This window comes from Rhodoferax sp. ZS1R8 (genome assembly GCF_056521325.1).
In genome coordinates this window covers 218,106-239,843 of sequence record NZ_JBWMBA010000001.1, presented here as the reverse complement: position 1 = coordinate 239,843, position 21,738 = coordinate 218,106, and the positions used below count along the sequence as shown (strand labels likewise).

19 protein-coding genes are annotated in these 21,738 nt (G+C 62.8%); 14 read left to right on the top strand and 5 right to left on the bottom strand.

All coding sequences use genetic code 11. The annotated features are described in order from the left end of the window. The first annotated feature begins 29 nt into the window (after positions 1-29). Both AC097P_RS01145 and AC097P_RS01140 read left to right on the top strand, forming a co-directional pair. Positions 30-1,337: an FIST signal transduction protein gene (locus AC097P_RS01145; RefSeq protein ID WP_479608526.1), complete on the top strand. Its 1,308-nt coding sequence runs from the start codon at positions 30-32 to the stop codon at positions 1,335-1,337. A 74-nt stretch (positions 1,338-1,411) separates the two neighbouring features. Further along, complete coding sequence (locus AC097P_RS01140; RefSeq protein WP_479608525.1) at positions 1,412-4,039, top strand: EAL domain-containing protein; 2,628 nt, start codon at positions 1,412-1,414, stop codon at positions 4,037-4,039. Positions 4,040-4,125: 86 nt separating this feature from the next. Here AC097P_RS01140 and tgt read toward each other — a convergent pair whose 3' ends face one another. Continuing rightward, positions 4,126-5,316: a tRNA guanosine(34) transglycosylase Tgt gene (gene tgt, locus AC097P_RS01135; RefSeq protein ID WP_479608524.1), complete on the bottom strand. Its 1,191-nt coding sequence runs from the start codon at positions 5,314-5,316 to the stop codon at positions 4,126-4,128. Between the two features lie 169 nt (positions 5,317-5,485). On the opposite strand from tgt, the gene AC097P_RS01130 reads away from it, so the two are divergent. Beyond that, entirely contained in the window at positions 5,486-6,106 is a 621-nt protein-coding gene (locus tag AC097P_RS01130; RefSeq protein ID WP_479608523.1) for a helix-turn-helix domain-containing protein, read from the top strand. A gap of 1 nt (position 6,107) precedes the next feature. Beyond that, positions 6,108-6,626, top strand: a complete 519-nt coding sequence (locus AC097P_RS01125) for a GNAT family N-acetyltransferase (RefSeq protein WP_479608522.1) — start codon at positions 6,108-6,110, stop codon at positions 6,624-6,626. On the opposite strand, the gene AC097P_RS01120 is transcribed toward AC097P_RS01125, so the two are convergent. Together AC097P_RS01120 and queA are read right to left on the bottom strand one after the other, a co-directional pair. After that, positions 6,611-7,264 (bottom strand): PEP-CTERM sorting domain-containing protein, encoded by a 654-nt coding sequence (locus AC097P_RS01120; RefSeq protein ID WP_479608521.1) that lies wholly within the window; start codon positions 7,262-7,264, stop codon positions 6,611-6,613. The genes AC097P_RS01125 and AC097P_RS01120 overlap by 16 nt on opposite strands. Positions 7,265-7,323: 59 nt before the next feature. Next, positions 7,324-8,448: a tRNA preQ1(34) S-adenosylmethionine ribosyltransferase-isomerase QueA gene (gene queA / locus AC097P_RS01115; protein WP_479608520.1), complete on the bottom strand. Its 1,125-nt coding sequence runs from the start codon at positions 8,446-8,448 to the stop codon at positions 7,324-7,326. A gap of 68 nt (positions 8,449-8,516) precedes the next feature. Between queA and recG the strand changes: the two genes are divergently transcribed. The 6 genes from recG to AC097P_RS01085 are packed head-to-tail and all read left to right on the top strand — an operon-like array spanning position 8,517 to position 16,520. Further along, a complete protein-coding gene (gene recG, locus AC097P_RS01110; protein WP_479608519.1) occupies positions 8,517-10,769 on the top strand; it encodes an ATP-dependent DNA helicase RecG in 2,253 nt (750 codons plus the stop codon). 11 nt (positions 10,770-10,780) lie between these two features. Then, the gene (locus AC097P_RS01105; protein WP_479608518.1) at positions 10,781-11,791 is read left to right on the top strand and encodes a hypothetical protein; all 1,011 of its coding nucleotides are present in this window, start codon (positions 10,781-10,783) and stop codon (positions 11,789-11,791) included. Positions 11,792-11,818: 27 nt separating this feature from the next. Further along, positions 11,819-12,778 carry a LysR substrate-binding domain-containing protein gene (locus AC097P_RS01100; RefSeq protein ID WP_479608517.1) on the top strand — a complete coding sequence of 320 codons (960 nt, stop codon included), beginning with the start codon at positions 11,819-11,821 and terminating at the stop codon, positions 12,776-12,778. A gap of 25 nt (positions 12,779-12,803) precedes the next feature. Continuing rightward, positions 12,804-13,706, top strand: a complete 903-nt coding sequence (locus AC097P_RS01095; protein ID WP_479608516.1) for a Dyp-type peroxidase — start codon at positions 12,804-12,806, stop codon at positions 13,704-13,706. A gap of 8 nt (positions 13,707-13,714) precedes the next feature. Further along, complete coding sequence (ubiA, locus tag AC097P_RS01090) at positions 13,715-14,614, top strand: 4-hydroxybenzoate octaprenyltransferase (protein ID WP_479608515.1); 900 nt, start codon at positions 13,715-13,717, stop codon at positions 14,612-14,614. A gap of 22 nt (positions 14,615-14,636) precedes the next feature. Then, positions 14,637-16,520 (top strand): putative bifunctional diguanylate cyclase/phosphodiesterase, encoded by a 1,884-nt coding sequence (locus AC097P_RS01085; protein ID WP_479608514.1) that lies wholly within the window; start codon positions 14,637-14,639, stop codon positions 16,518-16,520. Positions 16,521-16,571: 51 nt separating this feature from the next. Here the strand turns inward: AC097P_RS01085 and AC097P_RS01080 are convergent, their stop codons facing one another. Further along, positions 16,572-16,856: a PsiF family protein gene (locus AC097P_RS01080; RefSeq protein WP_479608513.1), complete on the bottom strand. Its 285-nt coding sequence runs from the start codon at positions 16,854-16,856 to the stop codon at positions 16,572-16,574. A gap of 140 nt (positions 16,857-16,996) precedes the next feature. On the opposite strand from AC097P_RS01080, the gene argS reads away from it, so the two are divergent. From argS to AC097P_RS01065, 3 genes are all read left to right on the top strand, one after another. After that, a complete protein-coding gene (argS, locus tag AC097P_RS01075) occupies positions 16,997-18,694 on the top strand; it encodes an arginine--tRNA ligase (protein ID WP_479608512.1) in 1,698 nt (565 codons plus the stop codon). Between the two features lie 73 nt (positions 18,695-18,767). After that, positions 18,768-19,424: an SPOR domain-containing protein gene (locus AC097P_RS01070; protein WP_479608511.1), complete on the top strand. Its 657-nt coding sequence runs from the start codon at positions 18,768-18,770 to the stop codon at positions 19,422-19,424. Between the two features lie 86 nt (positions 19,425-19,510). Beyond that, positions 19,511-20,161, top strand: coding sequence for a thiol:disulfide interchange protein DsbA/DsbL (locus AC097P_RS01065; RefSeq protein ID WP_479609449.1), 651 nt, complete (start codon positions 19,511-19,513; stop codon positions 20,159-20,161). 17 nt (positions 20,162-20,178) lie between these two features. On the opposite strand, the gene AC097P_RS01060 is transcribed toward AC097P_RS01065, so the two are convergent. Further along, on the bottom strand, positions 20,179-21,072 hold the full coding sequence (locus tag AC097P_RS01060) for an alpha/beta fold hydrolase (protein ID WP_479608510.1): 894 nt from the start codon (positions 21,070-21,072) through the stop codon (positions 20,179-20,181). 191 nt (positions 21,073-21,263) lie between these two features. Between AC097P_RS01060 and AC097P_RS01055 the strand changes: the two genes are divergently transcribed. Beyond that, the gene (locus AC097P_RS01055) at positions 21,264-21,737 is read left to right on the top strand and encodes a Spy/CpxP family protein refolding chaperone (RefSeq protein WP_479608509.1); all 474 of its coding nucleotides are present in this window, start codon (positions 21,264-21,266) and stop codon (positions 21,735-21,737) included. Position 21,738 lies beyond the last annotated feature (1 nt).

Below are 21,738 nucleotides of genomic sequence, written 5' to 3'. Positions count from 1 at the left end.
CCAGTCGGGTCTGTTAGCAGGGGTACGGTATGAAACTTTTTCCTTACGCGCACGCCACCCACCCGCAGTGGCAGATGGCATCGGCGCTGGTGCTGGCGCAGTTGCGGGCGCAAATGGCGCTGCATGGTTACTGCAGTGCGCCCACGCTGGCGCTGCTCTACATTACCGACCACTATGCCGACACCGCCCAGGGCATACTGGACCACCTGGCGGCCGAGCTACCGCTGGTGACCGACTGGTCCGGCACGGTGGGCATGGGCATCGTGTCCAACAATGTCGAGTATTGGGACGAGCCCGCCATGGCTGTCATGCTATTGGAGCTGCCCAGCGACCAGTACCGCGTGTTCTCCGGCGTAGCGCCGCTGGGGCTGGGCTTTGAAGCCCATACCGCCCTGGTCCACGCCGATCCGGAAACGGCCGATGTGGGCGAACTGATTGCCGAAATGGCAGCCCGCACAGACTCCAACTACGTATTTGGCGGGTTGGCCAGCAGCCGGTGGAAGTCGGTGCAGTTTGCCATCGGCGGTAACGGCAATATTGGGGGCCATGGTGGTGCCAGCGGCGTGTTCAGCGGTGGCCTGAGCGGCGTGGCCTTTGGTGCCGATGTGGCGCTGGTGTCGCGCGTTACGCAGGGCTGCATGCCGGTGTCCGCCGTGCGCCGTGTGACCGAGGCCGAGCACAACGTCGTGCTGTCGCTGGATGGCGAGCCCGCGCTGGACACCATGATGCGCGACCTGCAGATCTCGCTGGACGAACCCCAGGAAGCGCTGGACGTGGTGCGCGCTACGCTGATCGGCCTGGTGCCGGCCCCGGACTCGCTGGCGAGTGCGGTTGGCGCCGATGTCGCCACGTCGGCCGTGCGCAAGACTGGTAATTTTGGTGAAGACGTGCTGGTGCGCCACATCATTGGCCTTGACCCTGGGCGGCGCGGCGTGGCGCTGGCCGACCGCGTGGAGGCCGGTGCGCAGATGGTGTTTTGCCGGCGCAATGTGCAGGCCGCGCGGGCCGACCTGACACGCATCTGTGCCGAGATACGCGAAGAGCTGGAGCCGCAGGAGCAGGCCCTGGAAACCGCCCATGCCGTGCAGGTGTCCATGCTGGAGGCCGCGCCGCACCCGGCGCGGCGTGTGGCCGGCGCGGTGTATGTCAGCTGCACCGGGCGCGGCGGCGCGCACTTTGGCGGGCCAAGCGCCGAGATGCAATTGGTGCGCCGTGCGCTGGGCGATGTGCCTTTGGTCGGCTTCTTCGCAGCTGGCGAAATCGCACACCACCACCTCTACGGGTATACCGGTGTGCTCACCGTCTTCATTGCTGCTACCGAGGAGCAAGCGGAATGACTGGGCCAGGGCCATTCGGCAGGGGGCCGCACCCGGCGAGTGAACACGATAGAACGCCGCCCGAGCAACACCTCTTGGCTGGCCTGACTCCGCTGGCCAGCGACCTGGCCGGTGGCGAACTGTTGCTGCAGCAGATTTTGGACACCTCCAGCGTCGCCATCTTCCTGGTCAACCTGCAAGGGCGCATCACCCATGCAAATCGCCGCATGGCGGAGATGTTCGATTGGTCGATCGCTGAACTGGTTGGCATGGAATATGTGGCGTTGGTGGACCCTATTGAGCGCGACATCGGACGCATCAAGATGCTCAAGCTGCTGGGGGGTGAGGTCGCTGTAGTTGATGTGGAGCGCCGCTACCAGCGTTCCGACGGCAGCGAGTTTTGGGGCCACCTGACGGGCAGGCGCTTTGTCGATGCCGAGAACCACAACATGGGCCTGGTGGGCGTGCTGGCCGACATCACCGACCGCAAGCGCGCCGACCAGCGCGAGCAGCACCACAACCGCGTGCTCAAACTGTTGGCCGAAAAAGCGCCGCTGGCCAGCGTCCTGGACGTGATGGTGCGGGATGTTGAAGCCATCAACCCCTCCATGCTGTGCAGCATTCTGCTGCTGGATGCCGATGGCAAACACCTGCGCCATGGCGCGGCGCCCAGCCTGCCCGCGTTTTACAACGCTGCGCTGGACGGCGCCTTGTTTGGGCCGGGCACCGGTTCCTGTGGTACGGCGGCCTTCACCGGGCAGCGGGTGATCGTGGAGGATATTGCCAGCCACCCTTGGTGGGAGCAGTACCGTGAGCTTGCGGAGCTGGCCGATCTTGCGGCTTGCTGGTCCGAGCCCATTTTGTCGGCACAGGGCCAGGTGCTGGGCACCTTTGCCATCTACCACCGCAAGATCAGTCGCCCTGCCATCCAGGACCTGCTGCTCATAGAGGACGAGGCCCGGCTGGCTGCGCTGGCTATTGAAAAATCCCAGGCCGATGAGCGCCTGCACCTGGCGGCCACCGTGTTCAGCCATGCGCGTGAAGGCATCATGATCGTGGATGCGGCAGACCGCATCATCGACGTCAACGCCATGTTTACCGAGATCACCGGTTACAGCCGCGAGGAGGCCATCGGCAGGCGCCCGCGCGGCCTGCTGAACTCGGGGCGCCACGACGACGATTTTTACGCAGCCCGGGCGCTCGCCTTGCGCACCGACGGCCACTGGAGTGGCGAAATCTGGAACCGCCGAAAGAACGGAGAGGTGTTTGCCGAAATGCTGACCATCAGCATGGTGCCTGACGCCGAGGGCCAACCGAAAAGCTATGTTGCGCTGTTCACCGACATCACCCCCATGAAGGACTACCAGCGCCAGTTGGAGCACGTAGCCCATTTTGACGGGTTGACCGGTCTGCCCAACCGCGTGCTGCTGGCCGACCGATTGCAACAGGCCTTGACGCAGTGCGTGCGCCGCGAATGCTCGGTGGCGGTAGTCTATCTGGACCTGGACGGCTTCAAGGGGGTCAATGACCTGCACGGCCACGGTTTGGGCGATGAGCTACTCGTGGCGCTGGCGCAGCGCATGAAAGCTGCTCTGCGCGACGGCGACACGCTGGCGCGCATTGGTGGCGATGAGTTTGTCGCTGTGCTGGTGGACCTGCAACGCGTGCAGGATGCCGAGCCAGTGCTGGAGCGTCTGCTCAAGGCGGCTGCGGCGCCTGTCTTGCTGGCAGACGCGGTTTTGCAGGTTTCGGCCAGCATTGGCGTTACCGTTTATCCGCAGGACGGGTCTGAGGTAGACCTGTTGCTGCGCCATGCCGATCAGGCGATGTATACGGCCAAACAGGCTGGCAAGAACCGCTACCACTTGTTCGACGTCGTGCAGGACACGGCGGTTAAGAGCCGCCGCGAAAGCCTGGAGCGCATACGGTTGGCATTGGATGAGCGTGAACTGGTGCTGTATTACCAGCCCAAGGTGAATATGCGGACGGGGGCCGTCACGGGCGCGGAGGCCTTGATTCGGTGGATGCACCCCGAGCGTGGTCTCCTGGCTCCCGCCGCCTTTCTGCCGGTCATCGAAAACCATTCCATCAGCGAAGCGGTGGGGGAATGGGTTATCGATACAGCGCTGCAGCAGATGGCGCACTGGAAAGCCGCCGGACTGGACATTGCGGTCAGCGTCAACATCGGTGCGCGTCAGCTGCAGCGGGGCGACTTCACCGAACGATTGACTCAGCTTCTGGCGCGTTACCCCGCAGTTCGCCCCGAGGCACTGGAGCTGGAGATCTTGGAGACCAGCGCGCTGGAAGATCTGGCCCAGGTGTTCCAGGCCATCTTGACCTGCCAAGGGCTGGGCGTGCGTTTTGCGCTGGACGATTTTGGAACCGGCTACTCGTCATTGACGCACCTGCGCCACCTGCCGGCTGAGGTGATCAAGATTGACCAAAGTTTTGTGCGCGACATGCTGCACGACAACAACGACCTTGCCATCGTGCGCGGCGTTATTGGCCTGGCGGCGGCGTTTCAACGCGAGGTGATTGCCGAGGGGGTGGAGACCACCGCCCACGGCGTGCAGTTGCTGATGCTGGGCTGCGAACTGGCCCAGGGCTATGGCATTGCCCGACCCATGCCCGCGGCCGACCTGCCCGCCTGGGTGGCCGGCTGGCGGCCCGACACGGCCTGGACCGGCGAAGCGGCGGACTGCTATCCCAACGGAGGCCTGTAGGCCGGCTGTGGCCGGAATCTATATGCCAAATCGGGCTGTAGCCCTCGTGGGATGGGCGTAAGCAGCTATCAAATGTATAGCGTCTATCAGACGCCCCGAGCCCGATCCGCCTTGAACTGCGCCCTAAACGCGCCAAACGTGCCGGCATCCAGCGACTCACGCACCTCGCGCATCAGGTTCAGGTAGTAGTGCAGGTTGTGGATGGTGGCCAGCATGGGCCCCAGCATCTCGCCACAGCGGTCCAGGTGGTGCAAGTAGGCCCGGCTAAAGCCCTCGCGTCCGCCCTGGTCCCAGGAGATTCCAGACGTGCCGGCGCAGGCATGGCAGGTGCAACTGGGGTCCAGCGGCTGCGGGTCAATCTTGTGGCGGGCGTTGCGCAGTTTGAGGTCGCCATAGCGGGTAAAGATGGTGCCGTTGCGCGCATTGCGCGTGGGCATCACGCAGTCGAACATGTCTACACCCTCGGCCACGCCCTGCACCAGGTCCTCGGGCGTGCCCACGCCCATCAGGTAGCGCGGCTTGTTGGCCGGCAGCAGGTGCGGCGTGTGCGCCATGATGCGCAGCATCTCGTCCTTGGGCTCGCCCACACTGACGCCACCCACCGCGTAGCCGGGGAAGTCCATTTCCACCAGCTGGTCCAGCGATTCCTGGCGCAGGTTCTCGAACATGCCGCCCTGCACGATGCCGAACAGCGCGTTCGGGTTCTCCAGCTTCGTGAACTCGGCCTGGCAGCGCTTAGCCCAGCGCAGGCTCAGCTCCATCGATGTGCGGGCCTCGCGCTCGGTCGTGATGTGGCCCTTGGTGTCATACGGCGTGCATTCGTCGAACTGCATCACGATGTCGCTGTTCAGCACCGTCTGGATCTGCATGCTGATCTCGGGTGTGAGGAACAGCTTGTCGCCATTGACCGGGCTGGCGAACTTGACGCCTTCCTCGCTGATCTTGCGCATCTCGCCCAGGCTCCAGACCTGGAAGCCGCCGGAGTCGGTCAGGATGGGTTTGCTCCATTTCTCAAACGCATGCAGGCCGCCAAAGCTGGCCATCACGTCCAGGCCGGGGCGCATCCACAGGTGGAAGGTGTTGCCCAAAATGATCTGCGCCCCCATTTCCTCCAGGCTGCGCGGCATCACGCCCTTGACCGTGCCGTAAGTGCCCACCGGCATGAAGATCGGTGTTTGCACCACGCCGTGGTTCAGCGTCAGCGTGCCGCGGCGGGCGTGGGAGCCGGTATAGCCTTCGCGGGCAGGATCGGTCTTCAGGAGTTCAAAGTTCAGCATGGGACGGTGCGGGAGAGAGAGAAGGGCCGGGCGCGGGCTGCGCGGGCCGGTTGGGGAGGGCAGATTTTAAAGGGGGTGTTTCGTCCTGGGGGCAGCTGCGGGGCGATACAGCCTTTTCGCGTATCCATATATTGTCAATTCCATAAAACTGGATAAAATATCCATAAATATGGAAAATAATCCAACCCCCGCGACCATCGATAACCGCATTGCCGCCAACCTGCGGGCGCTGCGGGCAGACCGCAAGCTGTCATTGGAGGCCCTGGCGCAGGCCACGGGTGTCAGCCGATCGGCATTGTCCTTGATCGAACGCGGCCAGAACAGCCCCACCGCGGTGGTACTGGACCGCATCGCCGTGGGGCTGGGTGTCACGCTATCCGATCTGGTCGGGCAGCCGGGCGGCGCTGCACAGGCAGCCGCTAGTGCATCGCCGCTGGCGCGCCAGGCTGAACAGGCCGTCTGGACTGATCCCGGTTCCGGTTATGTGCGCCGCGCCGTGTCGCCGGCTGCCTTTGCGTCTCCCATCCAGTTGGTTGAGGTGCTCTTTCCGGCGGGTGCCCGCGTGGCCTTTGAAACCGGCCCGCGCAACGTCCAGGTGCACCAACAGGTCTGGGTGCTCGATGGACGCATGGACCTGACCGTGGGCGCTACCACCTGGCAACTGCACAGCGGCGACTGCATGGCCATGGCGCTGGACCAGCCCATGGTGTTCTTCAACCCCACCGATCGCACGACGCGCTATGCCGTGGTGCTGGTCAGTGACGCTTCAACGAATACTAGGAAGTTCTGAAATGACAGCCATCACGTTGGAACGCTTGCACACCCTGAACGGCGACCATCTGGCCCAACTGTCCGCGGTGCTGCTGGACTGTGTGAACGGCGGCGCGTCCGTCGGCTTTATGCAGCCTTTGACGCCGGACCAGGCCCTTGCCTTTTGGCAGCGCGTGGCAACCGGCGTAGTGGCGGGTGAGCGGGCACTACTGGTGGCTTGCGATGGGGCGGGCATCGTCGGCACTGTGCAGCTGGTGCTGGACCAGCCGGACAACCAGGGCCATCGCGCAGATTTATGCAAGATGCTGGTGCACCGCCGTGGCCGCCGCCAGGGGCTGGGCGCGGCGTTGATGCAGGGTGCGCAAGACTTGGCCCGCGCCAGCGGCAAGACACTGCTGGTGCTGGACACCGCCACGGGTAGTGATGCTGAGCGGCTGTATGCCCGCCTGGGCTGGAACCGGGTGGGGGTGATCCCCGACTACGCCCATTGGCCCGAAGGCAATCTGTGCGGCACGACGATCTTCTACAAGGCTGTGTGAGCCAAGCGACGGCGTTTGCGGCGGGTGACGGCGCCGATCAGCCCCAAGCCTGCCAGTAGCAGGGCACAGCTTTCGGGCTCCGGAACGGCCGACACCGTGTTGATGTAGGCGGTTGGAAACCCTTCGGTGTGGCCGAAAAACTGTACGTTTGGCGCGGCACTGTCCACGTTGCCACTGAATACAACCCGTGTTCCCAAATGGGCGTTCAGAAAGTTGATGCCAACTGTGTTGAACACGATGTCTACGGAATGGCTGTCCCCCGTGTCCGCAACGCTTGCGGTGATGGTGCCAAAGGACCCGCCGCCCGTCAGACCGGCAAAACTGAAGCCGGTGGCTGCGCGCAGCGAATAGACCGCAAGCGGGTCGTCACTGAAGTTTCTGCCGTCACTCCAGATGCTGACCGTGGCAGCCGAGACCTGCTCGTTGGCGATGTCGAAGGCAAACCAATTGCGGTAGCTGACTCCGGCATAGTTGCCGGCAAAGGTATTTGCAAATGTCTCGGTATGGGTGTTGCTGCAATCGCCGGCAGTGTTACACCATCCGCTACCAACCGCCAAGGATGCGGTGTCTGCAAAAGCCCCGGCACTGGCAGCGAGTAACCCAATGGCAAGCAGGCCATTTTTGAGTGGTTTGAACATAAGCGAATCTTCCCTCGTTTTGAAATTTGAGACGAGGTTATTGGCTAACGCGGCGGTACTCAATAGTCCGTTCGGACCTGCATGGCGCGTGCGAGCAACATGGCGTCACCGTAACTGAAGAAACGGTATTCCCGTGCTATAGCGGTGCGGTATAGCGCCATGATGTGGTCGTACCCCGCGAATGCACTGACCAGCATCATCAGCGATGACTTGGGCAGGTGAAAGTTGGTCACCAGCAGGTCGATCAGCTTGAATTCAAATCCCGGCGTAATGAAGATGCGCGTATCGCCGCGGGTGATGCCGCTGTGCGCCCAGGATTCCAGCGTGCGCACCGTAGTCGTACCCACGGCTACGATGCGGCCGCCGCGGGCGCGGCAGTCGGCAATGGCCTGTTGCGTGGCGGCTGGCACGTCGTACCACTCGCTGTGCATCTGGTGCTCGGCCAGGTTTTCGGTCTTGACCGGCTGGAAGGTGCCGGCCCCCACATGCAATGTCACATGCGCCTGGTGCACACCCATCGCAGTCAGCTCGTCCAGCAGGGCCTGGTCGAAGTGCAGCGCAGCCGTCGGTGCAGCCACAGCGCCGGGGTTTTTGGCGAACACCGTCTGGTAGCGCTGCGCGTCCTCAGCCGAGTCGGTGTGCGTGATGTAGGGCGGCAGCGGAACGTGGCCGTGGCGCTCCATCAGCGTATACGGATCATCGCCCGCGTTGTTGGAGAGCACGAAGCGGAACAATGGCCCCTCAACCGCATCGGGCCAGCGACCCAGCATCGTGGCGCTGAGGCCATCGGCATGGCCCTGTGCACAGACCAGCTTCAGCGTGGCGCCTACTTCCGGTTTCTTGCTGACCCGCATATGGGCCGCCACCTGGTTGCCGCCCAGCACGCGTTCCACGAGCAGTTCGACTTTGCCCCCGGTGGCCTTTTCACCATACAAACGCGCCTTGACGACCTTGGTGTCGTTGAAGACCAGCAGGTCGCCGGCACGCAGCAGCGTGGGCAATTCCTTGAAGATGCGGTCAACGGCTGTGGGAGATGTGCCATCCAGCAGGCGGGAGCCCGTGCGGGTGGCAGCGGGGTGCTGGGCGATCAGCGCCTCGGGCAATACAAAGTCAAAGTCGCTGAGCGTATGGGTGGTGGTGACGGTGTTGGCGACAGCGGCGTGGTCGGGAGCAGAGTGGGTCATGGGTACTTGAGGGTTGGACAAACCCGTGCCAAGGAGGTTGTAGGTGAAAGAACGGGCAGAATTGTCCCATGCCGCGCAGCACCACCGCCACACCTCCACCCAAAGCCGGTGCCAAGGCCAGCGCGGCCACGCCCAAGAGCCTGACCCAAAAGGCGCTGGAAAAGCTGGGCCTCAAGCGCGACATCGACTTGGCCCTGCACCTGCCGTTGCGCTACGAGGACGAAACCCGCATCACACCGCTGCGCGATGCGCGCGAGGGCGACACCATACAGATCGAAGGCCGGGTCACCGATTGCGAGGTGACGTTCCGCCCGCGCCGCCAGCTGGTGGTGACGCTGGACGACGGCACCGATACCTGCACGCTGCGCTTCTTCAGCTTCTACCCGTCCCAGCAAAAGGCGCTGGCCGTGGGCAACCGCATCCGCGCGCGCGGCGAGGTCAAGGGTGGTTTCCTGGGCTTCACGATGCTGCACCCGGCGTTCCGCACGGCGGGGGGCGACCTGCCCAAGGCGCTGACCCCCATCTACCCCACGGTGGCCGGCCTGTCGCAGCCCGTGCTGCGCAAGGAAGTGCTGGCAGGGCTGGCCCGTGCCGAGCTGTCGGACACCTTTGCGCCTGGTGACTTAAGCCAAATCAGCCCACAGCCCTTGTGGACGCTGCGTGAGGCGCTATCATTTTTGCACCACCCCACGCCTGACGTGTCATTGGATACGCTGCAGGACCACACCCACCCGGCCTGGCAGCGCCTGAAGGCCGAGGAGCTGTTGGCCCAGCAAATCTCGCAGCTGCAGTCGCGCCGGGAGCGGGCCATGTTGCGTGCACCGGTGCTGGCCATGGTGGCGCCCGAGGTGCTCGATCCGCCCAATGAACCCGAGCAACCGGTACTGCTGCCGCTGTACACCGAACTGGTCGCCACGCTGCCCTTTCAGCTGACCGCTGCGCAGCACCGGGTCTGCGCCGAGATTGCGCATGACCTGGCGCGGCAGGTTCCCATGCACCGGCTACTGCAGGGTGATGTAGGCTCCGGCAAGACCGTGGTCGCCGCGCTGGCAGCCTGCATCTGCATAGACGCTGGCTGGCAGTGCGCGCTGATGGCGCCCACCGAAATTCTGGCGGAGCAGCATTTCCGCAAGTTGCTGGGCTGGCTGGAGCCGCTGGGCATCACCACGGCCTGGCTGACCGGTAACCAGAAGGCCAAAGAGCGCCGCGAGGCGCTGGCCATGATCGAAAGCGGTGAAGCCGCACTGGTGGTGGGCACCCACGCAGTCATCCAGGAGAAGGTGCAGTTCAAGAACCTGGCGCTGGCCATCATCGACGAGCAGCACCGCTTTGGTGTGGCCCAGAGATTGGCTCTGCGCAACAAGATGGGCGCGAGCATCGCCGCCGGGCCGCCCCAAGGCGATGCAGCCCCCTCGGGGGGCAGCGACCCGCGCAGCGGTGGAGCGTCGGGGCCAATGCCTATGGAGCCCCACATGCTGATGATGACGGCCACACCGATCCCGCGCACGCTGGCGATGAGCTATTACGCCGACCTTGATGTATCCACGATTGATGAACTACCGCCGGGGCGCACACCCATCATCACCAAGCTGGTCAACGATGCGCGGCGCGACGAGGTCATAGAGCGCATACGTGCCCAGATTGCCCAAGGGCGCCAGGTCTATTGGGTCTGCCCGCTGATCGAAGAAAGCGAGGCGCTGGACCTGACCAATGCCACGCAAACCCATGCCGACCTCGCCGAAGCGCTGCAGGGTGCCACACGGGCCGATGGCCAGCCGGTGCTCATAGGTTTGCTGCATTCGCGCATGCATGCGGACGACAAAAAGGCCGTGATGGGTGCTTTCACGGCCGGCCTGATGTCGGTGCTGGTCAGCACCACCGTCATCGAAGTGGGTGTGGACGTGCCCAATGCGTCGCTGATGGTCATCGAACATGCCGAGCGCTTTGGCCTGTCCCAACTGCACCAGCTGCGCGGGCGGGTGGGGCGCGGGGCGGCGGCCTCGGCCTGCGTGCTGCTGTACTCCACTGGCGACGCGCCGCGGCTCAGCCAGACGGCCCGCGCACGGCTCAAGGCCATGGCCGATACCAATGACGGGTTTGAGATCGCCCGGCGCGATCTGGACATAAGGGGCCCCGGGGAGTTCCTGGGCGCGCGACAATCAGGGGAAGCCATGTTGCGCTTTGCCGACCTGAACCGCGATACTGTGCTGCTGGAGTGGGCACGGCGTGAAGCTCCGATGTTGTTGGACCACCACCCGCAGCTGGCAGAGCGGCACGTGACACGTTGGTTGGGCGGAAAAGCAGAATTTTTAAAGGCCTGAACGCGATGCAAATGACCGAATTTCTCCCTCTGATGTGGTGGGCCCTGGGTGCCGCCGCCGCGTTAGGTGCGGCCGTGTACCTGTACATGGAATACCAGGCCTACCTGCTGCGCACCAGCGTCATCAGCGTGCCCGGGGGCCTGCGCTTTGTCGCCCAGGGGCTGACCGTGGAGTCGCGCCACGCGGGCAAAGAGGTCAAGATCACCACCAAAAACGGTCGCTACGTCCGCCAGCCGCTGGCCGGCGGCGACGAGGAAGTGCAAAGCGGTGCGCTGGTGGTGACGTTGGTGGCCATAGGTCTGCAGATTGAGGTGGCGCGGATTTCGGTGAAGGACGCCAAGGGCGGCGCGGCCAAGGCCACGGGGTTCAGCCGCATCGTGTTCGCGGCGACCGATGAACCGCTGCACAAGGCCATGGGCCGCACCGGCGGACACCGGTCCGAACTCCGCATCGACCGCGTGCCCGACGCCATTGCGACCCAATTCCAGCAGTTTGCCAATGGCCTGAGAGTCTGGATTGACAAGGTGGAGCAGCAGTTGCAGGCCAAGGTGGAAGAGCAGCGCAAACTGGAGCGGGCGGCCGCTGCCGCTGCGGCCGGGCTTGCCGTGGTGCCGGAGGAAGACGCCACCGTACCATTGACCGATGCCGACCGCCAGGGTCGCGCCACAGCGCAGTTGGAAAAGTGGCGCGCCGCGGCTGGCTTCAAGGGAACATCGACGGAAATGCATTTTGATGACCGCGGAAAGATCATCTGGCTGATCGACCTGGAGCCGTCGGGCAAGGTCATCCTGCACGCCAGCCCACGCACTTTCTACGGCAGCCTGAAGGGCGCAACCGTCAACGGATTCGGGCCGGAGCTGGAGGTGGCAGTGCGCGACGAGTATTGGACCGAAGACGACCCGCGCCTGGCGGCATTCCGTATCCTGAATGGCGCCAAGGCCGAGGTACGCCGGGCCTGGAAGGAGCGGCTGGACCTGACAATTCAAAACCTGGGTGGCGATGCGGGCCAGCAGCAGCGCTAAGGCCATGTCCATTCCAACGAGACCCCTATGACGCTGACCGAGCTCAAATACATTGTGGCAGTAGCCCGAGAGCGGCACTTCGGCAAGGCCGCGGAGGCTTGCTACGTGTCCCAACCCACGCTGTCCGTTGCCGTCAAGAAGCTGGAGGAGGAGCTGGAAGTCAAGCTGTTCGAGCGCAGCGCGAACGAGGTAACCGTGACTCCGCTGGGCGAGGAGATCGTGCGCCAGGCGCAGAGCGTACTGGAGCAGGCGGCCAATATCAAGGACATCGCCAAGCGCGGCAAGGACCCGCTGGCCGGGGCGCTGAAGCTGGGCGTCATCTACACCATCGCGCCCTATCTGCTGCCCGACCTGGTGCGCCAGGTCATCAAGCGCACGCCGCAGATGCCACTGGTGCTGCAAGAGAACTTCACCGTCAAGTTGATGGAAATGCTGCGCACTGGCGAGATCGACTGCGCCATCCTGGCCGAGCCTTTTCCCGATACGGGGTTGGCCTCCGCCCCGCTGTACGACGAGCCTTTTTTGGCGGCCATTCCAATGCAGCACGCGCTGGCGTCGCAGACCCGGGTCAGCGCCGACGAACTGAAGAAAGAGACCATGTTGCTGCTGGGCAATGGCCACTGTTTCAGGGACCATGTGCTGGAGGTCTGCCCCGAATTCGCACGTTTTTCCAGCGACACCGAAGGCATACGCAAAAGTTTTGAAGGCTCGTCGCTGGAAACCATCAAGCACATGGTGGCCGCCGGCATGGGCATCACGCTGGTGCCGCGGCTCAGCGTGCCGTCGGGTGCGCTGGTGGCGAAGACGCGCAGGCATGCTGATTCGCTGGTCAAATACCTGCCGGTGGAAGACGGCCTGGGCGGCGAGCCCCCGTCGCGCCGGGTGGTACTGGTGTGGCGGCGCAGTTTTACCCGTTACGAGGCCATTGCCGCACTGCGCAATGCGATTTACGCCTGCGAGCTGCCAGGCGTGAAAAGACTTTCATGAAGACAACTACATAGGAACACAGGCAATGGCATATGCTGCCCAGAGCGGAATTCTGGCTCCGGTACCCCCCGTCGGGCGTTATTTGATTTTTACTTTGACTGGTGCACCGCAGACCGTTGGCGCTGCATTGACACGTTTGGTTCCGTTGGCAGATGGCGAAACTACCGTGGTGGGTTTGGGGGCAGATTGTGTGTCGGCGCTGGGCGCCACCGTACCGGGCTTGCGCGGCTTTCCAGACCTTCGTGCGGCACCTGTGGCAGTGCCCGCCACGCCCACTGCGCTGTGGTGCTGGCTGCGCGGAAACGATACCGGAGACCTGGTGAATCTGTCACGGCGCATTGCCCAGGCCCTGGCGCCAGCCTTCGAGCTGGGCCAGGTCGTCGATGGTTTTCGCCATGGCAAGGGCCCGAACGGCCACGGCCGCGACCTGACCGGCTACGAGGACGGCACCGAAAACCCCGAGGGCGAAGCGGCGCTGCAGGCCGCGCTGGTGCAGAGCGGTGCGCCGGGCTTGGAGGGCGGCAGCTTCGTGGCTGTGCAGCAGTGGGTGCACGACTTTGCCGCCTTTGAGGCGCTGGACTCGCAGGCCCAAGACCATGTGATGGGACGCCGCCGTAGTGACAACGAAGAGCTGGACGATGCGCCCGATTCATCCCACGTCAAGCGCACCGCGCAGGAGAGCTTCACGCCCGAGGCCTTTGTGCTGCGACGCTCGATGCCGTGGGCGGCAGGCATGCAAGCGGGTCTGATGTTTGTGGCGTTCGGCCATTCGCTGGACGCGTTTGAAGCGCAAATGCGGCGCATGGCGGGGCTGGAAGACGGCGTCGTAGATGGTCTGTTCGGCATGTCCAAGCCTGTCACCGGCGCCTATTTCTGGTGTCCGCCACTGCGTGAGGGGCACCTGGACCTGCGGGCCGTGGGCCTGTGACGCGGGCAATGCTTCGTCAAAAAATTGCCCTGTACTTGCAGCTGATCCGCTGGGATCGCCCTGCGGGCTGGCTGCTGCTGCTGTGGCCCACGCTGAGTGCGCTGTGGCTGGCGGCGGGCGGCTTTCCGGGCTGGCATCTGTTGAGCGTGTTTGCGCTGGGCACCATACTGATGCGCAGTGCCGGGTGCTGCATCAACGACGTGGCTGACCGCGAATTCGACAAGCACGTCAAGCGCACGGCGCAGCGGCCAGTGACCCGTGGCGCGGTATCGGTGCGCGAGGCGCTGCTGCTGGGCGCCGTGCTGGCTCTGCTGGCCTTTGGTCTTGTGCTGACGACCAACACTGCGACCGTACTGTGGTCGTTTGCCGCCTTGGGGGTGGCGCTGGTCTACCCCTACGCCAAGCGTTTTGTGTCCATGCCGCAGGCGGTTCTGGGTGTGGCCTTCAGCTTTGGCATTCCGATGGCGTTTGCCGCCGTGCTGGGAGGCGATTCCATCAGCTGGGCAACTGTCCAGGGCAGCGTTCCGCCCGAGGCCTGGCTGCTCTTGGTCGGCAATCTGTTCTGGGTGCTGGCCTATGACACCGAGTACGCCATGGTGGACCGTGACGATGATGTGCGTATCGGCATGAAGACCTCGGCCATTACGCTGGGGCGTTGGGATGTGCCAGCCGTTATGCTGTTTTATGTCATTTACCTGGTGCTCTGGTCTTGGGTGGTACTGCCCCGTGTACAGCCGCTGGCCTGGTGGTCGGGTGTCGCGGTCGCGGGCGTGCAGGTGGTCTGGCACTACGGTTTGATCCGCGCGCGCACGCGGGATGGCTGCTTCAAGGCTTTCCGCACCAACCATTGGGTCGGTGCAGCGCTGTTTGCTGGTATTGCGGCCTCGTTTTTGCTAGCGTTGGGCTGATCCCTCAGCGAACTTCGTACCCATGCAAGACCATAGCGACCCAACCCCGGACACCGCCCAGGCAATGCGCGCGTTGCGTTTGGCCCAGATATCGGCCATTGCCACCGTGGCCTTGGGTTTGGCGCTGCCTTTTTTCATTTACCAGGCGCGGTGGGCTGCTGTCTGGCCGCTGCTGGGCGGGCTTGCGATGGCGGGGCTTTGCTATGTACTCAACCGTGTCGGGCACACGGCACGCGCGACGTTGTTGTTGCTGTCTTCATTGACGGCAATGGCATCGGCCCTGATGTGGATAGGCGATGGATTGAAAGACGCGGCAATTCTGGCCTTTCCGGTGTTGTTGACCATGGCCGGGCTGTTAGTGGGCAAGCGCGGATATTTCATCTTGTGGGCTTGCATGATGGCCCTGCTGGCGGTATTGACGGTCGCCACGGTCATGGGTTGGCGCGCCTCACCCGACCGGCCCAGGGATCCAGTGGAGTTGTGGCGAGACGTCTCGATGATTCTGGTCGTGGGGGCGCTTGCTGTGTGGACCGTGGTCAACGACATGCACAAGGCGCTGCTATATCTGCAGGAGCAGGTTGTCAAAGTCACGGCCTCGCAAAAACAGCTTGCCTACCTGTCGCAGCACGATGCGTTGACCGGGTTGCCCAACCGGTCCATGGGGCGCGACCATGTTCAACAGGCCATCGCCCATGCCGCGCGTCGCCAGACTCGGGTGGCGTTGTTGTTTGTCGACATGGACAACTTCAAGGCGGTCAACGATTCGCTGGGACATGCCACTGGCGACGAATTTCTCAAGCAGATCGCCCAGCGGCTCGCATCGTCGGTGCGCAAGTCGGATGTCGTAGCGCGCCATGGCGGAGACGAGTTCGTGATCGGCCTGACGGATATCGGTGATGTGGAAGACGTGTCCAAGGCCGCAGGCACGGTGCTGGCCAGCCTGGGCCGTCCAATCGCACTGGGGGACGCCGAAGTGAGCACTTCATGCTCGATAGGCATTGCGCTGTTTCCAGATGATGGGACAGATTACGAGTCCCTGCTGCGTGAGGCCGATATCGCCATGTACCAAGCCAAGGAAGCCGGCCGCAATGCCTACCGCTTTTTTGACCAGGCCATGAACGCCAAGGTCCAGAGCAATCTGTTGCTACTGTCGGATTTGCGGACTGCGCTCGTGCGCAGCGAATTTGTACTGCACTACCAGCCAGTCGTGGACTTGACAACGGGGGCGTTGGTGGGGGCCGAGGCGTTGGTCCGATGGCAGCAGACGCCGCACAGGCTGGTGCCACCGGGGGACTTCATCCCGGCAGCGGAGAAATCAGGCCTGATCGTGGAGATGGGGGAATGGGTGCTGCGCGAGGCCTGCCGACAGATGGTGGCTTGGCAGGCGCAGGGGCATGAAAACTTTGTGATGGCGGTCAACCTGTCGCCGGTACAGTTCCGCAGAGGCAATATCGAAGCCGTGGTCGGCCACGCACTGCACCAGTCCGGCTTGAACCCGGCATGCCTGGAACTGGAAATCACCGAGTCCACCTTGGTGCAGGATACCGAGACGTTCATCGCGTCGCTGCAACAGCTAAAGGCCCTGGGCGTCAAGATATCGATTGATGACTTTGGCACCGGCTATTCCAACCTCTCCTATCTCCAGCGCTTTGCCGTGGATAAGCTGAAGATCGATCAGTCTTTCGTCAAGCGCCTGCTGCTGGGGCCGCAGGACCGGGCCATCGTGACCGCCATCATCCAGATGGCCAAGAGCCTGAATCTCAGCACCACAGCCGAGGGCATAGAAGACGATGCCACGCGCCAGATCCTGCTGGACCTGGGCTGTGTCCAAGGACAAGGCTACTTCTTTGCCCGGCCCGTCCCCGCAGCCGACTTTGACCGGGCAGCGATTGGTATGGCGCAATAAAAAGCCCGGCCAGTGCAACGGGTCGGGCTCGGGTTCAGCGGGTGTGTTGACTTATTTTTTCAGGCAATCGCTCATGAATTTCTTGCGCTCATCGCCCTTCATCCCTTTGGCGTCTGCATTGCAGGTTTTCATTTTTACCTGCTGGGCCTTCTTGGCATCGGTCTTGGCGCTCAGGCATTCCTTCATGAATGTCTTTCGCTCATCACCCTTCTTATCGCCTGCGTCTTTGTTGCAGGTGCCCATCTTGGATTGCTGAGCCGTTGGCGCATCGGCCGCGTGAGCAGCGCCAAACGACAGAGAGAGACCCAAAGCCAGTAGTGGAAGCAATTTTTTCATGTTCGTCCTATGAGTTGAGTGACAGCGGTGCCGCCGTTGCGGTGGTAAATCCACAGATGGATTCAAACATACAACGCCCCAAACGACAATGTGGCTGACCCCCTAATCCGCGCCCTGAGCCGCCCCCGTAAAATCCTGGCATGCTGTCTGTAAAACATGAACTTCTGGAGGCGCTGGCCGCTTCCCTCGAAAAACTCTCCCCCGGGAGCGGTGCCAAGGCGGCGTTTGAGTCGCCCAAGGTAGCGGCCCATGGTGACTTGGCTACTACTGCGGCCATGCAGTTGGCCAAGCCGCTCAAGCTGAACCCCCGCCAACTGGCAGAAAACCTCAAGGCTGAGATGCTGAGTCACTCCGCGTTCCAGCGCTGGGTCGATGCGATCGAAATCGCCGGCCCCGGCTTCATCAACATCCGCCTCAAGCCCGAGAGCAAGCAAGAAATCGTGCGCGAGGTGTTGGGCCAGGGCGCCCAGTTTGGTTACCAGGCCAGCAATTGCCAGCGCGTCTTGGTCGAGTTTGTGTCGGCCAATCCCACCGGTCCGCTGCACGTGGGCCACGGCCGCCAGGCAGCGCTGGGCGATGCCATTTGCAACCTGTTTGCGACCCAGGGTTGGAATGTGCACCGCGAGTTCTATTACAACGACGCCGGTGTGCAGATCCAGACGCTGGCCAACAGCACGCAGCTTCGCGCCAAGGGCTTCAAGCCCGGTGACGAATGCTGGCCCACTGACCCTGATAACCCCGCCAGCAAAGCCTTTTACAACGGAGACTACATCCAGGACATTGCCGACGATTTCCTGGCCAAAAAGACCGTTGCAGCCGATGACCGCAGCTTCACCGCCAGTGGTGATGTTGATGATTTGCAGTCCATCAGCAACTTCGCCGTAGCCTATTTGCGCCACGAGCAGGACAAGGACCTGCAGGCCTTCAACCTGAAGTTTGACGAGTACTACCTGGAATCCAGCCTGTACACCAGCGGCCGCGTCGACCAGACGGTGGCCAAGCTGGTCGCCAACGGCAAGACCTACGACAAGGACGGCGCGCTGTGGTTGAAATCCACCGACTACGGTGACGACAAGGACCGCGTCATGCGCAAGCAGGACGGCAGCTACACCTACTTTGTGCCGGATGTGGCCTACCACATTGCCAAGTGGGAGCGCGGCTTTACCAAGGTCGTCAACATCCAGGGTACCGACCACCACGGCACCATCGCCCGCGTGCGCGCCGGCTTGCAGGCGGCTGGCGTGGGCATCCCAGTGGGGTACCCCGATTACGTGCTGCACACCATGGTGCGGGTGGTCAAGGGTGGTGAAGAGGTCAAGATCAGCAAGCGTGCTGGCAGCTATGTGACGCTACGTGATCTGATTGAGTGGACCAGCAAGGACGCGGTGCGCTTTTTCCTGTTGAGCCGCAAGCCCGACACCGAATACACGTTTGACGTAGACCTGGCGGTGGCCAAGAACAACGACAACCCCGTTTACTACGTGCAATACGCCCATGCGCGCATCTGCTCGGTGCTGGCAGCCTGGGGTGGTGATGTGGCCAGCCTGAAGGACGTGGATCTGTCGGCGCTGCAAAGCCCACAGGCCCAGGCCCTGATGCTGCTGTTGGCAAAATACCCCGAGATGTTGACGGCCGCGGCTCATGACGAAGCGCCACATGACGTGACCTTCTACCTGCGCGAACTGGCCGCCTGCTACCACAGCTACTATGATGCCGAGCGCATTTTGGTGGACGAAGAAGCGATCAAGCTGGCACGCCTGGCTCTGGTCGCGGCTACTGCGCAGGTGTTGCACAATGGCTTGGCCGTGCTGGGCGTCAGCGCCCCGCAAAAAATGTAAAGACACGTTCGGTGGCTTGCGTGACAGATCTTCATCTCTGTCCTCCACTGTTTAGATAGAAAAAAGGTAGTGCATGAAGCAGCAACTTGGCGGAACCATCCTGGGATTCATCATCGGCGTCGTCGTCGGGCTGGCCGCTGCATTAGCGGTTGCGGTCTACGTCACCAAGGTGCCGGTGCCCTTCATGAACAAGGGCCAGAGCCGTTCGGCCGACCAGGACGAAGCCGAGGCAAAGAAGAACAAGGATTGGGATCCGAACGCGCCGCTGTATGGCAAGAATCCGGCCAAGACCGCTGCTCCGGCGGTTGCCGGCACACCATCTGCCAGCGCGGCAGTACCAGCCAAATCTGCGGACGCCAAGGCTACTGCCAAGACTGATGCAAAACCTGACGCCAAACCTGACGCGAAGGGTGAAGTCAAGCCCGCAGTCTCCGCCGACCCGCTGGGTGACCTGGCTAAGGCCAAGACGGCCCGCAGCAGCAATGCTGCCGAACCCTTCATTTTCTTTGTGCAGCTGGGGGCCTTCCGTACGGCGGAAGACGCCGAGGCCCATAGGGCCAAGCTGTCGTTGAGCGGCATAGACACCAAGATCACCGAGCGGGAGCAGTCCGGCCGTGTGGTGTTCCGCGTGCGCACCGGGCCCTTTGAGACCAAGGAAGATGCGGAGCGGAACAAGGAAAAGTTGGAGAAGGCAGGCCTGGAGACCTCGCTGGTGCGCGTCCAGCGCTGAGCAGGCGCCACTTTCCGTGCGCGGGAACTTATCCAGCTATCCAGCAATCACATAGACACATTTTTTGGAGTGGCTTTTGCATGAATATCAAACGTCGTGAATTTTCCCAAGTGGCCGCAGGTGCTGCGCTGGCGTCGTCCGCACTGTGGTCGCCGCTGGCCCATGCGCAAGCCCGATTCACTGCCGGCAAGGAATACCATGTGCTGGACGCGAAGGCGCCCGTCGAGGCACCTGCCGGGAAGATTGAAGTGGTGGAGTTCTTTTGGTACAGCTGCCCGCACTGCAATGCGTTCGAGCCCACACTGGCCAACTGGATCAAGACCGTGCCCAAAGATGTCGTCTTCCGCCGCTCGCACGTAGCCTTCCAGGACAGCTTTGTGCCGCAGCAGCGCCTGGCCTTGGCGCTGGAGGCTTTGGGTCTGGTGGAAAAGCTCCATGCCAAGGTGTTCCACGCCATCCATGTCGAAAAGCTGAAACTCGATACCGGCGAAGCCATTGCCGAATGGGTCAGTAAACAAGGTGTCGACAAGGCCAAGTTTCTGGAGCAGTACAACTCGTTCACGGTGCAGACCAAGGCCACACGCGCAACCCAGTTGCAAAACGCCTACCGGGTCGAAGGCGTGCCCGCTTTGGGTATTGCCGGCCGCTTTTATACCGACGGTTCGATGGCTGGCAACATGGAGCGTGCCCTCCAGGTGACTGAAAGCCTCATCGCCGAAGTTCGCACCAAGCGCTAAAACCGGTTCACGACGCTTTAGCGCATGAAGCTGCGCAAGGCGTCCGCCGTCGGCTCCGGTAGCTCCTCGGGAATGAAATGCCCGGCAGGTAGGGCTTGCCCCTCCACGGTGGCACTGCACTGGGCCTGCCACAGGCCCATAGGCTTGAACAGCCGCTGCACCACACCGCGTGCACCCCATAACACCAAGGTATCGCAAGTGATTTTTTCGCCACGCGTGCGGCTGGCGCGGTCATGCTCCAGGTCTATGCCAGCGCTGGCACGGTAGTCTTCACATGCGCTGTGGATGGCTTCTGGCCTGCAGAAACTGCGCTCATATTCGGCCAGTGCCTGCGGTTCAATGTGGGACAGGCCGCCGGAGCCCCAGCCGCCCAGCTTGTGGTGCAGATAGGCCTTGGCGTTTCCGCCAATCATGTCCTCAGGCAGCGGGCTGGGCTGTATCAGGTGGAACCAGTGGTAGTAGGCGCGCGCAAACTCCATGTTGGTGCTGGCGTACATGTCCAGCGTGGGCGCAATGTCGATGACACACAGTTTGCGAACCCGGCTTGCATGGTCCAGCGCCAGGCGGTGCGCCACCCGGCCGCCACGGTCGTGGCCGCACAGGAAGAATGCGTCTAACCGCAGTGCGTCGGCGATCGCAACCACGTCCGCTGCCATCGCGCGCTTGCTGTAGTTGCTGTGGTCCCCCACGCCCGGGACATGCGAAGAATCGCCGTAGCCACGTACGTCGGGCAGCACCAAAAAGTAGCCGTTAAGCAGCCGTTGCGCCACGCGGTGCCACATCACATGCGTCTGTGGAAAGCCGTGCAGCAGCACCAGGGCCGGCTTTTGGGGGTTGCCGCCGCAACGGAAGAAAATATCCACACCGTTGGCTACAAAGGTGCGGGCTTCGAAATCTTTGAACCAGGTCATGGTGGTGTGTGGCGGGGCGAGGGTGAGCGCATTCGTCTGCGTGGCGTAAACCGTTCACCCGACAGTGTGCCGCAAACTGGGTCCAGCACTGAAAAATATTGAAACAAACCGATACCCTGCCGACAGGACACGGCCCCCGTGCCCCGGCACTATCAAGGCCTGTTCAACACACTCCTTCAAAGGAAAATTCAATGAAATCCTGGATCAAACGCAGCCTCTATTCCCTGGTCGGCGCCAGCATTCTGGTGGGTGGCCTCTCGGCCTGCAGCCACAACCGCCACGCTTTCGGCAGCGCCACAAGCGCCGAAGACCCTGCCCAGATGCGCGGCAAGATTATTGAGCGCGTCGCCGGCAAGCTGGACCTGACTGCCGACCAGAAGCAGCGCCTGAACGTGCTGGCCGATAAGCTGCAAGAGCAGCGCGCCGCCCTGGTCGGCAAGACCAGTGACCCGCAGGCCGAGGTGCAGGCCCTGGTGGCGGGCGATAAGTTTGACCGCGGCCGCGCCCAGACCCTGCTGTCCGAGAAGACCGCCGCTATCACCAGCAAGGGCCCTGAGGTCATCGCCGCCATGGCTGATTTCTACGACAGCCTGACGCCGGTACAGCAGACCAAAGTGCGCGAGGCCATGCAAAAAGGCCGCCACGGCTGGTGGCACCGCAGTTGAT

What these genes read in the sequence shown, in the direction of transcription:
- AC097P_RS01145 (WP_479608526.1), top strand. Translation starts at nt 30, where the DNA reads ATGAAACTTTTTCCTTACGCGCACGCCACCCACCCGCAGTGGCAGATG.
- tgt (WP_479608524.1), bottom strand. Translation starts at nt 5,316, where the DNA reads ATGCTGAACTTTGAACTCCTGAAGACCGATCCTGCCCGCGAAGGCTAT.
- AC097P_RS01130 (WP_479608523.1), top strand. Translation starts at nt 5,486, where the DNA reads ATGGAAAATAATCCAACCCCCGCGACCATCGATAACCGCATTGCCGCC.
- AC097P_RS01125 (WP_479608522.1), top strand. Translation starts at nt 6,108, where the DNA reads ATGACAGCCATCACGTTGGAACGCTTGCACACCCTGAACGGCGACCAT.
- AC097P_RS01120 (WP_479608521.1), bottom strand. Translation starts at nt 7,264, where the DNA reads ATGTTCAAACCACTCAAAAATGGCCTGCTTGCCATTGGGTTACTCGCT.
- queA (WP_479608520.1), bottom strand. Translation starts at nt 8,448, where the DNA reads ATGACCCACTCTGCTCCCGACCACGCCGCTGTCGCCAACACCGTCACC.
- recG (WP_479608519.1), top strand. Translation starts at nt 8,517, where the DNA reads ATGCCGCGCAGCACCACCGCCACACCTCCACCCAAAGCCGGTGCCAAG.
- AC097P_RS01105 (WP_479608518.1), top strand. Translation starts at nt 10,781, where the DNA reads ATGACCGAATTTCTCCCTCTGATGTGGTGGGCCCTGGGTGCCGCCGCC.
- AC097P_RS01100 (WP_479608517.1), top strand. Translation starts at nt 11,819, where the DNA reads ATGACGCTGACCGAGCTCAAATACATTGTGGCAGTAGCCCGAGAGCGG.
- AC097P_RS01095 (WP_479608516.1), top strand. Translation starts at nt 12,804, where the DNA reads ATGGCATATGCTGCCCAGAGCGGAATTCTGGCTCCGGTACCCCCCGTC.
- ubiA (WP_479608515.1), top strand. Translation starts at nt 13,715, where the DNA reads ATGCTTCGTCAAAAAATTGCCCTGTACTTGCAGCTGATCCGCTGGGAT.
- AC097P_RS01085 (WP_479608514.1), top strand. Translation starts at nt 14,637, where the DNA reads ATGCAAGACCATAGCGACCCAACCCCGGACACCGCCCAGGCAATGCGC.
- AC097P_RS01080 (WP_479608513.1), bottom strand. Translation starts at nt 16,856, where the DNA reads ATGAAAAAATTGCTTCCACTACTGGCTTTGGGTCTCTCTCTGTCGTTT.
- argS (WP_479608512.1), top strand. Translation starts at nt 16,997, where the DNA reads ATGCTGTCTGTAAAACATGAACTTCTGGAGGCGCTGGCCGCTTCCCTC.
- AC097P_RS01070 (WP_479608511.1), top strand. Translation starts at nt 18,768, where the DNA reads ATGAAGCAGCAACTTGGCGGAACCATCCTGGGATTCATCATCGGCGTC.
- AC097P_RS01060 (WP_479608510.1), bottom strand. Translation starts at nt 21,072, where the DNA reads ATGACCTGGTTCAAAGATTTCGAAGCCCGCACCTTTGTAGCCAACGGT.
- AC097P_RS01055 (WP_479608509.1), top strand. Translation starts at nt 21,264, where the DNA reads ATGAAATCCTGGATCAAACGCAGCCTCTATTCCCTGGTCGGCGCCAGC.